Here is a 15509-nt window from a genome sequence, read left to right as displayed (position 1 = left end):
AAAAAAGAATACATCTCATCGTAAATTACAACTAACTAAAATATATTATATCGAACTCCTAAGAAACCTCTGATTCCCTGTAGTGGAGTATAACTGTAATCATTAGGTTCAAAAATGACATCATTGCGCCCATTTGGCGGTGTCACGCCATTACCAGGCTCTCCAAATGGATCCCACCATCTTGCAATAGGATCTTCTTTTGGCAATACGTTAAATAAGTTCTTTACACCTCCATAAACTTCCAAACCATTGTTAAACTTCTTACTTACCTGAACATTAGTCAAGACAGTCCAAGGTGAATACTCAGGTCTATAGTCATCTTCAACTCTTGGCAATCTCATTGGCCCTTTCCAGTCCCCAGTTAAATCAGCACTAAATCCATTTCCAAAATTGTAGCTTGCTATAAAATTACCTGACCATTTTGGCGCGTGATAGATTTGTTCGCGTTCTCCGTCTTCCTTGCGGTAAACATCCATATAAGTTACCCCTGCCATTAATTTCAATGGTATATCAAAAGTCATGTCTACGTTTAGAGATACTCCTTGTGAAATTGCATGTCCATCGAGATTCGCATATATAATTTTAGTTTGATCTGTATCAGTATCTGCATCAATTTTATTCGTAAAATAGGTATAGAAACCATTCACATCAAAATTGAATACTCCAAAATTAGTAGGCAACTTGAATGTATAGTTCAAATTGGCATTATACGATTTTTCAGGGTCTAACTTTTCAGCAAAGACAACTTCTCTTGCCCCTGTTAAGGCTCTGTGATCTTCAGTAAATACATTTACAACGCGAAAACCTGTACCAAAACTACCTCTTAATGTATGATGTGGATGTGGCGTATACTTATATCCAACCCTTGGTGAGTGAATGCCATAATGCGTTTTATCATAGTCAAAACGATAACCTAACAAAACCTTGTTCTTTTTGTTTAAAGTCCATTCATCCTGAATAAAAATACCAGGTATCGGTGTCTCTTGTGGCTGATTCTTTACCAAACCATTTTCATCATAAATTCCAGTTGCTCGAGTATTGTCATCATAATAAGTGTACTTAAATGATCCTCCTACTAATAGACTGTGATTTCCAATCTCTTTATCCCAATAAGCTTGAGCAAAAGCCACTTGTTGTTTTGCATCGTATGATTCAGGACCATACATCGAATTTTGTCCGTGATAGATATAAGAGAACTGTGTATAGATCTTTTCAGTTGTCGGCAATTGATACATACCAATTGCTTCAAATCGGTTCGTAAAGATGCTTTCAGCATACACTTCTTCACCTCCTCTGTGTTTCTTGCGATCCCAGTTTGTCTCTCCTCCCCATCTATCTTCATATACGTAACGCAAAGCTAAACTTGCCACTTTATTCTCTGGACGCTTAAGCGTAAACTTATTAAATACAGATACTCTTTCTTGTTGAGTAACATCAGTAAAACCATCGTTGTTCTTATCTTTTCGCTCTCCGAACTTAAAGTAGTTACCTCCAAACAAACCATTTACTTTCTTTCCTAACTTATAGCTTGCTCCTAAATCTACATTGTTCTCTAACCAAGTAGTACTAAAGGCATCTACGCTTAATTTAGCAGCGTGCTCAGGATCTTTGGTAATTACATTGATAATACCACCCATAGCTTCTGTTCCATAAAGCGAAGAAGCAGGTCCTTTAACAACCTCTACTCGCTCAATCAAACTCGTCGGAATACCGAATAAACCATATACTGTTGACAAAGAAGAAACAATCGGCATCCCATCTATCAAAATCATTGTATATGGACCTTCCATCCCGTTAATGTGGATATCACCCGTATTACATACATTACAGTTTAACTGAGGCTGTACACCATTAATCATCTGAACAGCGTCAAATAAACTTGCTGTTGGGTTCTTAGCAAAAAAAGCGGGATTGTAAATCTCTACTGGTACTACGGCATCCGATTTTAAAACAGGCTTTAAAGTTCCCGAAATAACAATCTCATCTAAATTAGAATCTTCTTTCAATTCAAAATTGACAGTTACATCTTGTCCGTTCTTAATGTTGACGCGCTTGTACTGTTTCTGATAACCAACAAATTCAGCACTAACTTGATAGGCTCCATCTTTGAGATGACTCAAAACAAAGTTCCCATTCTCATCTGCTGTCACACCACTTGCTGTGCCATCAATGGCTACAGTGGCATAAGGCAAACTCGCCCCCCCAGAAGCTACTCTTCCTTTAATGTTTTGTGCTATTGAGGAACCAACAAAAAACAGGGTTGACAAAAAACATATTGCTACACGCATAAAAATATATTTTTACTTATATTAATTAAAATTTAGGCAAAGCTAAAAATATATTTATAAATAAAAAAAATGTAACTTTGTTTTTTTAAAATAAAACACGCGATTATGCTTACATATTCTGAGGAAAATTATTTGAAAACCATATTCCACCTGTCTTTGGGACAGCAACAAGGTATTTCAACTAATGCAATAGCTGCTAAAATCGAAACTAAAGCGTCCTCTGTAACAGATATGATCAAAAAACTTAATGAAAAAAAGTTAATTAAGTATCAAAAATACCAAGGGGTAACACTCACTGCAGAAGGATTATTAGCTGCAAAGATGATTGTTCGCAAACACCGACTATGGGAGGTTTTCTTAGTCGATAAACTTGGTTTCAGTTGGGATGAAGTCCACGATGTCGCTGAGGAGTTAGAACATATAAAGTCCGAAAAGCTGATTAATAAACTCGATGCATTTTTAGAATATCCAACACAAGATCCACATGGAGATCCAATTCCAAACGCTAAAGGAGAAATAAAACAAGTTGATAAAAAGTTATTATCAGAAGTAGAAACGAATAAAATAGTTATCTGCGTAGGAGTAAAAGATTCATCTTCAGAGTTTTTGCAATATTTGGATAAACAAAAAATATCCTTAGGTTCAAAAATAGAAATAACAGACATCGAACCATTTGACCAATCCTACACGGTCAAAATAGATAATCACAATATTACTATAACAAAGAAAATAGCAAGTAATCTATTTGTAAAAGAACAATAAAAAAAGCCTCTAAATAGAGGCTTTTCTTTATTATTTGTAGGCATTTTCAATCTCGTCTAACATAATGTTCAATGAGATATAACCCCCTCCTGCTAAATACCAAGCGTTTGGATCTAAGTATACGATCTTGCCATTTTTGTATGCATTTGTCTTTTGAATAAGAACGTTTTCAACCTCTTTCTTCTCAGCAATTTGATTATCCATAACAGCACCGCGATCGATAATAAAGATGATATCAGGGTTTTGTTCCAAAATAAACTCACTTGAAACTACATTACCGTGGTCACTACCTCCTTCAATTCCTTCTGCTGAAGGCTTTACACCAAGGTGCTTAAAAATATAACCGTAACGAGACTCAGGATCAAAAACACTGTAATTCTTATTGTTGTATAAAATCAACATCGCCTTTTCACTGCGGTCTTTGATAGCGTTGTGAATACGCGCAACTTTGTCGTCAATATTCTTAATCAAAAGCTCAGCTTTCTCTTCAACTTGGAAAACTTGACCTATCGTAGCAATATTCTCTTTTGTACTTGCTAAATAATTACTTCCAGAAATCCCTAAAGAAATCGTAGGAGCGATCTTAGCGTACTCACTGTAATCCTTGTCAAACCAGTTACTCATGATGATTAAATCAGGATCAACTGAACTGATTTTTTCAAAATTAGGTTGCATAAAAGAGCCTACATTGACAATATTGTCATCTTCTGCGTACTTAGAAAGGTAGTTAGGACTGTAAACTTTAGCCATACCCTTGAACGGAAGACCAAGTTCAACCATATTCTCCATTGCACCAACGTCAAATACTACAACATTGTCCAATTTCTTGTCAAATGAAATAGATCTACCCATATTCTCAACCGTTAACGTCTCTGTAGATTGAGATTCCTTATTCGTCTGCTTACAACTAGTCAAAACAATAGCCATCAAAGCTACACTTCCAAGTAGCCTAACACAATTTCTCATACTTTAATTTAAATTAATTATAAATAACAAATATAAGGCACCTTTTTCACAACGAATCACATAAAACAGATTTTTGTAAAATAAAATCACTTTTTAGGACAAAAGACCTTCTATTCCAAGAATGAATTAATAATTTTGCACCACCAAACAACACACAACTTATGAAAACTTTATTTACTCCTTTAAAACTAAGGGACAATACTTTACGCAATAAAATAATTGTTTCCCCAATGTGTCAATATTCAGCAATAGATGGTTTTGCGACAGATTGGCACTTAGTACACTATGGACAGTTTGCGATAGGGCAAGTAGGCGCTATTATCCAAGAAGCAACAGCTATCTGCCCAGAAGGAAGAATTACCTATGGAGATTTAGGCTTATGGTCAGATCACCAAATTGATAAACTCAAACAAATAACAACTTTCATCAAGTCACAAGGAACAGTTCCAGGCATACAACTTGCCCATGCAGGAAGAAAGGCAAGCTGTGAAAAACCGTGGATAAGTAGAGCACAAATCAGCGCAAATGAAGAAAATGGCTGGCAAACGGTAGCTCCGTCAACAATTCCATTTAACGTAGATGAAAATCCGCCATTAGCCCTGTCTTTAAGTGAGATAAAGAAAGTTGTAACAGATTTTAAAGCAAGTGCTATAAGAGCAGTAGCAGCAGGTTACAAAATAATTGAATTACACGGAGCTCACGGATATTTAATACATCAGTTTCTATCTCCTCTCACCAATCACCGAACAGATCAATATGGAGGAAGCTTCGAAAACAGAACGCGATTAGTAGTCGAAATTATAAAGGAAGTAAAGTCAGTATTGACAACCGAAAGCTTGTGGTTGAGAATATCAGCTACAGATTGGGCAGAAGGAGGCTGGTCGTTGGATGAGAGTATTAAGCTTTCAGAAATAGTATCTCAATTAGGAGTAGAACTTATTGATGTTAGTTCGGGAGGATTGGTAAAACACCAATCCATTGACATCAAACCAAATTACCAAATACCATTTGCTCAGGCGATCAAACAACAAGCTAATATTCTTGTTGGGGCTGTTGGCCTAATAAAAACAGGTAAACAAGCCGATGAGATTTTAGCAAACAATCAAGCAGATTGTATTCTCTTAGGAAGACCCTTTTTAAGAGATCCCCATTTTGTAATGAAAGCGGCTCTCGAATTAGGTGTCGATTTACAATGGGCAAACCAATATGAAAGAGGAAAAGAAACAATATAATATTTATACAAAATTAAAACTCAACAAAAGAAAATGAACAAAAGTTTAATAGCATTAGCAGTAGGTGGATTAGCCATCGGAATGACCGAATTCTCAATGATGGGCTTATTACCTGATATCGCTAATGACTTAAAGATAAGCATCCCAAAAGCGGGTAACTTCATATCTACATACGCTTTAGGTGTGGTGGTAGGAGCTCCACTCTTAGTGATGTCATCCAATAAGTATGCACCACATAAAGTATTAATGTCTTTAATGGTCATGTTTTCAGTTTTTCACCTATTATTTGTAATCTCTCCAAGTTATACAACATTAATCATATCGAGATTTATGTCAGGATTACCTCATGGAGCATTCTTTGGTGTTGGATCAGTTGTGGCTACGCGCTTGGCAAAGAAAGGGAAGGAAGCACAAGCTGTAGCAATCATGTTTGCAGGATTAACTACAGCGAATTTAGTTGGTGTACCATTGAGTACGTATATTGGACACGAGTACTCTTGGCGTACAGCTTATATGTTAATTGCTTCTCTGGGTATAATATCAGCGTTGACAATAGCTGCTTGGGTTCCGAAATTAGAAGCAGATAAAGAGACCAACTTAAAAAAGCAAACAGCTTTCTTTAAAACTCCAATAGCGTGGGTATTAGTTGCTTTAATCTCTATTGGTACTGGAGGTTTATTCGCGTGGATAAGCTATATCGCGCCGATGATGACCAACATTGCCCTGATTGCAGAAGCAAAAATACCTATAGTAATGACTTTAGTAGGATTAGGAATGTTCTTAGGAAACTTTGTAGGAGGAAAATTAGCAGATACTTTCCCTCCAGCAAAAGCAGTAATCTTTTCCTTCTGTGCAATGGCGATTTGTTTGATTATCGTATATTACACAGTTCACATTCAATGGATGGCTTACGCTATGTCATTAATAACAGGATTAGTTGCTTTCACAATAGGATCTCCTTTGCAAATGCTATTAATAAACAATGCCAAAGGATCTGAAATGTTAGCTGCCTCAGCAGGACAAGCTTCTTTCAATATAGGAAATGCTTTGGGAGCATCCTTAGGAGGAATACCAATCACAATGGGATTAGGATACAATTCTCCAGAATGGGTTGGAGCAGGACTTGCTTTATGCGGAGCGATATTAGCCTATATCTTTATCCTAATGAAAAACAAGCAAATAGCAAAATCTTAGAAATTAATAAAATCTATGTATAATGTCTTAGCTTTTATTCTCTCATTCACAATAAGTTTATAAATTTGTAGAAATAATTTTTAGCAATGTACAGAACGCATAATTGCGGAGCCTTAAGAGCTTCGGATATAAATACAGAAGTTACCCTGTCAGGATGGGTAAGCAAGCATCGCGATAAAGGTTTTATGATTTGGGTTGACTTACGTGACCGTTATGGTATCACACAGTTAATCTTTGATGCTGAGAGAACTGATAAAGCAGTATTTGAAGCAGCTAAAAACCTTGGGAGAGAGTTTGTCATTCAAGTTAAAGGACAAGTAATTGAACGTGCTTCTAAAAATCCTAATATTCCAACTGGAGATATAGAAATTTTAGTAAATACACTAACTGTATTAAACGAATCAGCAGTACCACCATTTACAATTGAAGATGATACTGATGGAGGGGAAGATATTCGCATGAAATACCGTTACTTGGATATCCGTAGAAACCCAGTTAAAAACAATTTATTGTTTAGACACAAGGTTGCTCAAGAGGTAAGAAATTATCTTTCTGCTCAAGATTTTTGTGAGGTAGAAACTCCATATTTAATTAGTTCTACTCCAGAGGGAGCTCGTGACTTTGTAGTTCCATCTCGAATGAACGCAGGGCAATTCTACGCGCTTCCACAATCTCCACAGACTTTTAAACAGCTGTTAATGGTAGGTGGTATGGATAGATACTTCCAAATTGTGAAGTGTTTCCGCGACGAGGACTTACGCGCTGATAGACAACCTGAGTTTACTCAAATTGACTGTGAGATGGCATTCGTAAGCCAAGAAGACGTTATGGATACATTTGAAGGCATGACAAGACACTTGTTGAAATCAATTCACGGAATTGAAGTGGATAAGTTTCCTCGTATGACTTTTGAAGAAGCAATGCGAAAATATGGTAACGACAAACCAGATATCCGTTTTGGGATGGAATTTGGTGAGTTAAATGCTGTAGCTCAACATAAAGAATTTGGAGTATTTAACAGTGCTGAATTAGTAGTTGGTATAGCTGTACCAGGTGCAGCTTCGTATACTCGTAAAGAAATAGATGCTCTTATTGATTGGGTAAAACGCCCACAAGTAGGTGCTTCTGGTATGGTGTACTGTAAATGTGAAGCAGATGGTTCATTTAAGTCTTCAGTAGATAAATTCTACGATCAAGAAGACCTGAAAAATTGGGCTGAAGTTACTGGTGCTAAAGCTGGTGATTTGATTTTAGTGCTTTCTGGACCTGCTAACAAAACAAGAGCTCAATTAAGTGCTCTGCGCATGGAATTAGGAAACCGCATGGGATTGAGAAAATCTGATGAGTTTGCTCCTTTATGGGTTATCGACTTCCCATTATTTGAGTACGATGAAGAAGCTGGTCGCTATTTTGCAATGCACCACCCATTTACTTCACCAAAAGTAGAAGATATTCCATTATTAGATACTGACCCAGGTAAAGTACGTGCTAATGCTTATGACATGGTATTAAACGGTAACGAAATTGGAGGTGGTTCTATTCGTATCCACGATAAAGCTACTCAAGAATTAATGTTTAAACACCTTGGATTCACGAAAGAAGAAGCTGAAAAACAATTCGGATTCTTAATGAATGCATTCCAATATGGAGCACCACCTCATGGAGGTTTAGCTTTTGGTTTAGATAGATTAGTGGCTATCTTAGGAGGGCAAGAAACGATTAGAGATTTTATCGCTTTCCCAAAAAATAATTCAGGTAGGGACGTAATGATAGACGCACCAGCGACGATTACGCCAGAACAATTAGAAGAATTACACATCACTGTGGTACAACCACAAGAATAAATACAAAAGGGAATTACTCAAAAAGTAACTCCCTTTTATTATATAATCAAAATAACTATTTTCCATTGTAATTATTCATAGCATTGCCTAATCCTCCTAAAGCAAACTCTTGTATCGCTTTAGAAGCCATTTTAAGCCTCTCTGGAAGAAGTTCTTTCTCCTCATCACTCCAAGTACCTAAAACATAATCTACTTGCTGTCCCTTCTTAAATTCATCGCTTATTCCAAATCTAAAACGAGGATAAGCAGCAGAGTTTAAAATACCTTGAATACTCTTTAATCCATTGTGGCCTCCATCAGATCCCTTAGGTTTGATTCGAATAGTTCCAAATGCCAAATTCAAGTCATCTGTTACAACCATTAAGTTTTCGATTGGAATCTTTTCCTTCTCTAACCAATACTGAACAGCTTTACCACTGAGATTCATATAAGTATTCGGTTTCAGTAACAAAAGGGTTCTCCCCTTAATTTTGACTTCTGCAAGGCTGCCAAGTTTAACGGTTTTCCATTCTCCATCAAGTTCATTAGCAATTTCATCAACTACTTTAAACCCTATATTATGTCTGGTGTGTATATACTCTACACCAATATTGCCTAACCCAACAATCAAAAACTTTTTCATTTGATTAATCTTTCTTAAATAATAGAATGTCACAAAAATACATCAAACACTTATTTCACACAAATCATAAATTACAATCACAAAAAAAGCGCTTGTATAAATACAAGCGCTTATCAATATGTTTCTCTCGAAAGAAATTATTTTTTCTTTGGAGTAGCTTTTGCTGCTTTTGCTGCTTCTTGAGCTGCTTTCATTGCTGCACGAGAAATTCTTACTTGACAGATAACAGTGTTATCAGCGTGTAATAATTTATAGTTCTCAGTAGCTACATCAGTAACGTATAATTTGTTACCCATGTCTAAGTTAGAGATATTAACCTCTACGAAGTCAGGTAAATTAGCAGGTAAAGCTTTAACTTTCAACTTACGTAAGTTTAAGTTTAAAACACCTCCAGCCATAACACCTTTAGATTTTCCAGTGATTTTCACAGGAACATCTAATGTGATTTCTTTATCATCGTGTAATTTATAAAAATCGATGTGTAAGATTTCATCAGTTACTGGGTGAAATTGGATATCTTGTAAAATAGCATTGATTGTTTTACCTTCCAACTCAATTACAACAGTGTGTACGTTTGGAGTATAAACCAAGTTTTTAAATGCTTTTTCTTCTGCTGCAAAATGCACAGCTGGTTCAGTTCCTCCGTATACTACGCAAGGTACCATTCCAGCATTACGTAAGGTTTTAGTAGAAACTTTACCTACGCTTTCTCTTTCTGATCCTTTAATTGTAATTGATTTCATTTAAAATATATATTTAAAAAATTAATAAATTTCTTAGACTACAAATGTTTTGCTAATTGACTCATTAGCGTGAACATTGTGCATCACTTCTGCAAATAACGGTGCACAACTAAGCACTCTAATCTTCTCACATGGCTTTTTCAAAGGGATTGAATCCGTAACAATTAGTTCCTTAATTGCAGATTGCTCAATCTTTTCATATGCACTTCCAGATAGAATTGCATGTGTACAGATTGCACGCACACTTAAAGCTCCTTTCTCCATCATCATATCTGCTGCCTTAGCTAATGTTCCTCCTGTATCAATCATGTCGTCAACCAAAATAACATTACGCCCTGTTACATCACCTATCAACTCCATTTTATCAATGACATTTGCTTGTTTACGCTGTTTATAACAGATAACAACATCTGATGATAAAAACTTAGAGTAAGCATATGCTCTTTTTGAACCACCCATATCAGGAGATGCAATAGTAAGATTCTCTAACCCTAAACTTTTTACATAGGGTAAAAAGATTGTAGAAGCATATAAATGATCTACAGGTTTCTCAAAGAATCCCTGGATTTGATCCGCATGCAAATCCATTGTCATGATACGCGTTGCTCCAGCTGATTCAAGCAATTTCGCAACTAATTTAGCGCCAATCGGAACCCTTGGTTTGTCTTTTCTATCCTGTCTTGCCCAACCGAAATAAGGTATAACAGCAGTTATATGTCTTGCTGATGCTCTTTTTGCTGCATCACACATAAGTAACAACTCCATCAGATTATCCGATGAAGGAAAAGTAGAACATACTAGAAAAACTCTTCTTCCTCTTATTGATTCTTCAAAAGATGGTTGAAACTCCCCATCACTATAATGTGATAAAGAAACTTTTCCAAGTTCACACCCATACTCTTTCGCAATTTTCTCAGCAAGCTCAACGCTTTGAGAACAGGCGAAAATCTTTGCTTCTGGTTCGAAATATGACATTTGTATAATTAGTTGTTATGTTGCTAGTTAGAGCCTAAGTTGTTTTTTTAGGCGTTGCAAATTTATAAAATATATATTGACTACACGATTTTTTTTAAAAAATTTCTTTGTAACTAATTTTTTTTATCTACATTTGCACTCACAAACAATAAGTCATCAGCCCGGATGGCGGAATTGGTAGACGCGCACGACTCAAACTCGTGTTCTTCGGAGTGTGGGTTCGATTCCCACTCCGGGCACAAAAAAAGCCTAACTCAATGAGTTAGGCTTTCTTATTTTCATTATGTGCCATTACTTATTCATATCATCTGCAGACGGACCATACATTCCAGGTATAGCGATATCCAATAATCTTAAATAAACAGAAAGTTGCCCTCGATGATGATAAATGTGGTTGTTTACAATAAATCTATTAGCAGCAACTTTAGGCATTGCTACAATAACATGCTCACCTGATTTCAGTTGCCACTCATCCATCCACTTTTCTTCATCAAACATATTTATAGCAGATATAACAGCTTTTTCATACTTATCAAGGTAAGATATTAACTCATCTGTAGAAGCTGCCTTAAAAGGCTCGTAATTACTTTGAAAATCTAATGATTCTAACAGTAGTACATACTCTGTCCAAATTGTCAACTCCACTATGTGTTTCGACAATTCTCCAAGAGACATAGATTTAGTATGAGGCTTCCAATCCCATTTCTCTGTTGGCACACAACTAATAATCTTTTTACTACTTGCAACTTCATGTTGCAACTCTAATAGAAAACTTTTACTAATACTCATTGTTCAAAATTTTACTTAAATGTAATAAAAAAGAAAACGTAAGACATAACTACAATTAATACTAAGTAAGGATTCAATTAAATAGAACACCTTCCTTCTAATTTCTTTAATTTAGCAACAATTAGGACAAATAATCTAATCTATCAACAAACTATTTATCCCTTAACGATAAACTATTATTCCATGACAGAACCAAACAAATACATTTCAACAAAAGAAGCTATAAAAAAATTGGAAAACTATTGTGCCTATCAAGATCGTTGTCACAATGAAGTTATAACGAAGCTATATAACTTAAATATTCCCAGCAATGAACATGACGAGATTATTGTCTACCTAATTGAAAACAAATTTCTAAATGAAGAACGCTTCGCAAGAAATTTTGCAAGAGGAAAACACAGAATAAGTGCTTGGGGTAAAAATAGAATAATTTCGGAACTTAAACTCAGAAAAATATCCTCCACTTTAATCAAGCTTGCTTTAAAAGAAATAACTGATGATTTATACTATGAGACTTTCGAACGTATAAGCAACCTAAAATGGGAGTCCTTGAAAGATACAGATATTGAAAAGAAAAAAGCCAAATTACATGCTTACCTCTATCGTAAAGGATACGAATCTGATATTATTTACGATAAGATAAAGGAGCTATCTAAATAAAATATATCTTTTTCTTTGATCATTACCTGTGAGATATCAAAAAAATTCACAAAGAAAGTAAAATTGGATCATAATAGATATCTATTCTGTCTTTCTAAACTCAAAATATAACTCACTATTACATAAAGCCAATAAAAAAAATTCGTAATAATACTTTACAATCATCTAAAGTATATAAACAAAAAAATCCCCAACCTCATATGAGATTGGGGATTCTTAAAAGAAGGGCGACGACATACTCTCCCACTGGTTAGCAGTACCATCTGCGCTAGCGGGCTTAACTTCTCTGTTCGAAATGGGAAGAGGTGAGCCCCGCCGCAATAACCACCCTAAATCGGTTGTTACTTTAACGTAACTAATATTGTTAACTATATTGATATTTTAACTTAACTATCACTTAGAAAGTTGCCCTCCCCTTGTATGTAAACAAGGGGAGATTCACATAAGCTTACGGGCTATTAGTACTACTCGACTATGACATTACTGCCTTTACATCTATAGCCTATCAACGTGGTAATCTCCCACGGCCCTTTAAAGAAATCTCATCTTGTGGTGGGTTTCGCACTTATATGCTTTCAGCGCTTATCCCTGCCCAACGTAGCTACTCTGCGATGCCCCTGGCGAGACAACAGATGCACTAGAGGTTGGTCCAATTCGGTCCTCTCGTACTAGAATCAGATCCACTCAAATTTCTAACGCCCACAGTAGATAGAGACCGAACTGTCTCACGACGTTCTGAACCCAGCTCGCGTGCCACTTTAATGGGCGAACAGCCCAACCCTTGGGACCTTCTCCAGCCCCAGGATGTGACGAGCCGACATCGAGGTGCCAAACCCCCCCGTCGATATGAGCTCTTGGGGGAGATCAGCCTGTTATCCCCGGCGTACCTTTTATCCTTTGAGCGATGGCCCTTCCATGCGGAACCACCGGATCACTATGCTCTACTTTCGTACCTGGTCGACTTGTTAGTCTCTCAGTCAAGCTCCCTTATACCATTGCACTCTACGCACGGTTACCAAGCGTGCTGAGGGAACCTTTAGAAGCCTCCGTTACTCTTTTGGAGGCGACCACCCCAGTCAAACTACCCACCAAGCAATGTCCTCCACAATTGCGGAGTTAGATCTCAAATAAGCAAAGGGTGGTATTTCAACAATGACTCCACAACGCCTAGCGACGCCATTTCACAGTCTCCCACCTATCCTACACATCACTTATCCGAGAACAATACTAAGCTATAGTAAAGGTGCACAGGGTCTTTTCGTCCCACTGCGGGTAATCGGCATCTTCACCGATACTACAATTTCACCGAGCTCATGGCTGAGACAGTGTCCAGATCGTTACACCATTCGTGCAGGTCGGAACTTACCCGACAAGGAATTTCGCTACCTTAGGACCGTTATAGTTACGGCCGCCGTTTACTGGGGCTTCAATTCAATGCTTCTCAACAATTACTCATCGATAACATCTCCTCTTAACCTTCCAGCACCGGGCAGGTGTCAGGCCCTATACGTCATCTTACGATTTTGCAGAGCCCTGTGTTTTTGATAAACAGTCGCCTGGACCTCTTCACTGCGGCCAGCTTGCGCTGGCGACCTTTCTCCCGAAGTTACAGGTCTATTTTGCCTAGTTCCTTAGCCATGAATCTCTCGAGCGCCTTAGGATACTCTCCTCGACTACCTGTGTCGGTTTACGGTACGGGTACTTATAACCTATGTTTAGAAGCTTTTCTTGACAGCCCTTAGGCACACTATCTCTTTGTCCGTAGACGCTGAGTACTATCGCATTTCTCCAAGTCTGACGCATTTTACTATCAAACCTATAGGTACGTGCTTCAACGAACTATTCCGTCAGTTCGCGGTGCTTTCATCACTGTGTCACTCCATCACTGTTATAAGTAGTACGGGAATATTAACCCGTTGGCCATCGACGTCCCCCTTCGGGTGTGCCTTAGGTCCCGACTAACCCTAAGCTGATTAGCATAGCTCAGGAATCCTTAGTCTTACGGCGGGGGTGTTTCTCGCACCCCTTATCGTTACTTATGCCTACATTTTCTTTTCTATAAGCTCCAGCAATTCTCACAAATCACCTTCTCTGCCGATAGAATGCTCCCCTACCACTCACGTTATAAAACGTAAATCCATAGCTTCGGTAGTATACTTATGCCCGATTATTATCCATGCTCGATCGCTCGACTAGTGAGCTGTTACGCACTCTTTAAATGAATGGCTGCTTCCAAGCCAACATCCTAGCTGTCTGGGCAATCAAACCGCGTTTTTTCAACTTAGCATACATTTGGGGACCTTAGCTGATGGTCTGGGTTCTTTCCCTCTCGGACATGGACCTTAGCACCCATGCCCTCACTGATGATTATCATTAATTAGCATTCGGAGTTTGTCAGGAATTGGTAGGCGGTGAAGCCCCCGCATCCAATCAGTAGCTCTACCTCTAAGTAACTATGATCATCGCTGCACCTAAATGCATTTCGGGGAGTACGAGCTATTTCCGAGTTTGATTGGCCTTTCACCCCTACCCACAGGTCATCCGAAAACTTTTCAGCGTTAAACGGTTCGGTCCTCCATTTAGTGTTACCTAAACTTCAACCTGCCCATGGGTAGATCACACGGTTTCGCGTCTACCACTACTGACTAAAGCGCCCTATTCAGACTCGCTTTCGCTACGGATCCAGACCTGAAGTCCTTATCCTTGCCAGCAACGGTAACTCGTAGGCTCATTATGCAAAAGGCACGCCGTCACCCCACAAAGGGGCTCCGACCGCTTGTAGGCGTATGGTTTCAGGATCTTTTTCACTCCGTTATTCACGGTTCTTTTCACCTTTCCCTCACGGTACTGGTTCACTATCGGTCTCTCAGGAGTATTTAGCCTTAGCGGATGGTCCCGCCAGTTTCAATCAGGGTTTCACGTGCCCCGACCTACTCAGGATACCACTATTCTTATCTTTTCTTACTTATACGGGACTGTCACCCTCTTTGGTATACCTTTCCAGGTATTTCTAATTCAAGCCGCAAGAAATGTCGTGGTCCTACAACCCCAAAATTGCCGTAACAACTTTGGTTTGGGCTATTCCGCGTTCGCTCGCCACTACTTACGGAATCACTTTTGTTTTCTTCTCCTCCGCCTACTTAGATGTTTCAGTTCAGCGGGTTCGCCTCCTATACAGGATAATATGTCTTCAACATATTGGGTTGCCCCATTCGGATATCTACGGATCAATTCGTGTGTGCCAATCCCCGTAGCTTTTCGCAGCTTATCACGTCCTTCTTCGCCTCTGAGAGCCTAGGCATTCCCCATACGCCCTTATTTTGCTTATGTGCTTACAATTCTTTCGAATCGTACTTTCTATATATTTCTATATTTTTTGTTCTTTCTAACTGTTTTGTTAGTTAAGTTTTATCAATATGTCAATGAACGGTTGG

Annotated in this window: 11 protein-coding genes, 1 tRNA gene and 2 rRNA genes; 6 read left to right on the top strand and 8 right to left on the bottom strand. The window is 37.9% G+C overall.

Annotated features, from left to right (window positions below; translation table 11 throughout):
* Positions 1-35: 35 nt before the first annotated feature.
* Positions 36-2288, bottom strand: a complete 2253-nt coding sequence (locus tag NWE55_RS07930; protein ID WP_155091613.1) for a TonB-dependent receptor — start codon at positions 2286-2288, stop codon at positions 36-38.
* 105 nt (positions 2289-2393) lie between these two features.
* Between NWE55_RS07930 and NWE55_RS07925 the strand changes: the two genes are divergently transcribed.
* On the top strand, positions 2394-3050 hold the full coding sequence (locus tag NWE55_RS07925; RefSeq protein WP_155091614.1) for a metal-dependent transcriptional regulator: 657 nt from the start codon (positions 2394-2396) through the stop codon (positions 3048-3050).
* A gap of 30 nt (positions 3051-3080) precedes the next feature.
* Here NWE55_RS07925 and NWE55_RS07920 read toward each other — a convergent pair whose 3' ends face one another.
* Positions 3081-4016 carry a siderophore ABC transporter substrate-binding protein gene (locus NWE55_RS07920; RefSeq protein WP_155091615.1) on the bottom strand — a complete coding sequence of 312 codons (936 nt, stop codon included), beginning with the start codon at positions 4014-4016 and terminating at the stop codon, positions 3081-3083.
* A 161-nt stretch (positions 4017-4177) separates the two neighbouring features.
* On the opposite strand from NWE55_RS07920, the gene NWE55_RS07915 reads away from it, so the two are divergent.
* The 3 genes from NWE55_RS07915 (at position 4178) to aspS (ending at position 8286) form a co-directional block, all read left to right on the top strand.
* Positions 4178-5248: an NADH:flavin oxidoreductase/NADH oxidase gene (locus NWE55_RS07915; RefSeq protein ID WP_155091616.1), complete on the top strand. Its 1071-nt coding sequence runs from the start codon at positions 4178-4180 to the stop codon at positions 5246-5248.
* A 33-nt stretch (positions 5249-5281) separates the two neighbouring features.
* A complete protein-coding gene (locus tag NWE55_RS07910; protein WP_155091617.1) occupies positions 5282-6442 on the top strand; it encodes an MFS transporter in 1161 nt (386 codons plus the stop codon).
* An 86-nt stretch (positions 6443-6528) separates the two neighbouring features.
* A complete protein-coding gene (aspS, locus tag NWE55_RS07905; RefSeq protein WP_155091618.1) occupies positions 6529-8286 on the top strand; it encodes an aspartate--tRNA ligase in 1758 nt (585 codons plus the stop codon).
* Positions 8287-8341: 55 nt separating this feature from the next.
* Here aspS and pth read toward each other — a convergent pair whose 3' ends face one another.
* The 3 genes from pth to NWE55_RS07890 form a co-directional block, all read right to left on the bottom strand.
* Positions 8342-8908, bottom strand: a complete 567-nt coding sequence (gene pth, locus NWE55_RS07900) for an aminoacyl-tRNA hydrolase (RefSeq protein WP_155091619.1) — start codon at positions 8906-8908, stop codon at positions 8342-8344.
* 137 nt (positions 8909-9045) lie between these two features.
* Positions 9046-9651, bottom strand: coding sequence for a 50S ribosomal protein L25/general stress protein Ctc (locus NWE55_RS07895; RefSeq protein WP_155091620.1), 606 nt, complete (start codon positions 9649-9651; stop codon positions 9046-9048).
* A gap of 33 nt (positions 9652-9684) precedes the next feature.
* Positions 9685-10626: a ribose-phosphate pyrophosphokinase gene (locus NWE55_RS07890; RefSeq protein WP_155091621.1), complete on the bottom strand. Its 942-nt coding sequence runs from the start codon at positions 10624-10626 to the stop codon at positions 9685-9687.
* A gap of 159 nt (positions 10627-10785) precedes the next feature.
* Here NWE55_RS07890 and NWE55_RS07885 point away from each other — a divergent pair.
* Positions 10786-10865, top strand: a tRNA-Leu gene (locus NWE55_RS07885).
* Positions 10866-10917: 52 nt separating this feature from the next.
* Here the strand turns inward: NWE55_RS07885 and NWE55_RS07880 are convergent.
* Entirely contained in the window at positions 10918-11415 is a 498-nt protein-coding gene (locus tag NWE55_RS07880; protein ID WP_155091622.1) for a DinB family protein, read from the bottom strand.
* A gap of 183 nt (positions 11416-11598) precedes the next feature.
* On the opposite strand from NWE55_RS07880, the gene NWE55_RS07875 reads away from it, so the two are divergent.
* On the top strand, positions 11599-12075 hold the full coding sequence (locus NWE55_RS07875; protein ID WP_155091623.1) for a regulatory protein RecX: 477 nt from the start codon (positions 11599-11601) through the stop codon (positions 12073-12075).
* A gap of 222 nt (positions 12076-12297) precedes the next feature.
* Here NWE55_RS07875 and rrf read toward each other — a convergent pair.
* Together rrf and NWE55_RS07865 are read right to left on the bottom strand one after the other, a co-directional pair.
* Positions 12298-12407: ribosomal RNA gene (rrf, locus tag NWE55_RS07870) — 5S ribosomal RNA — on the bottom strand.
* 106 nt (positions 12408-12513) lie between these two features.
* A 23S ribosomal RNA gene (locus NWE55_RS07865) occupies positions 12514-15405 on the bottom strand.
* Positions 15406-15509 lie beyond the last annotated feature (104 nt).

It is taken from the genome of Myroides albus, from assembly GCF_024722315.1.
GTDB lineage: Bacteria > Bacteroidota > Bacteroidia > Flavobacteriales > Flavobacteriaceae > Flavobacterium > Flavobacterium album_A.
This window is presented reverse-complemented; position numbering and strand designations above follow the sequence as displayed.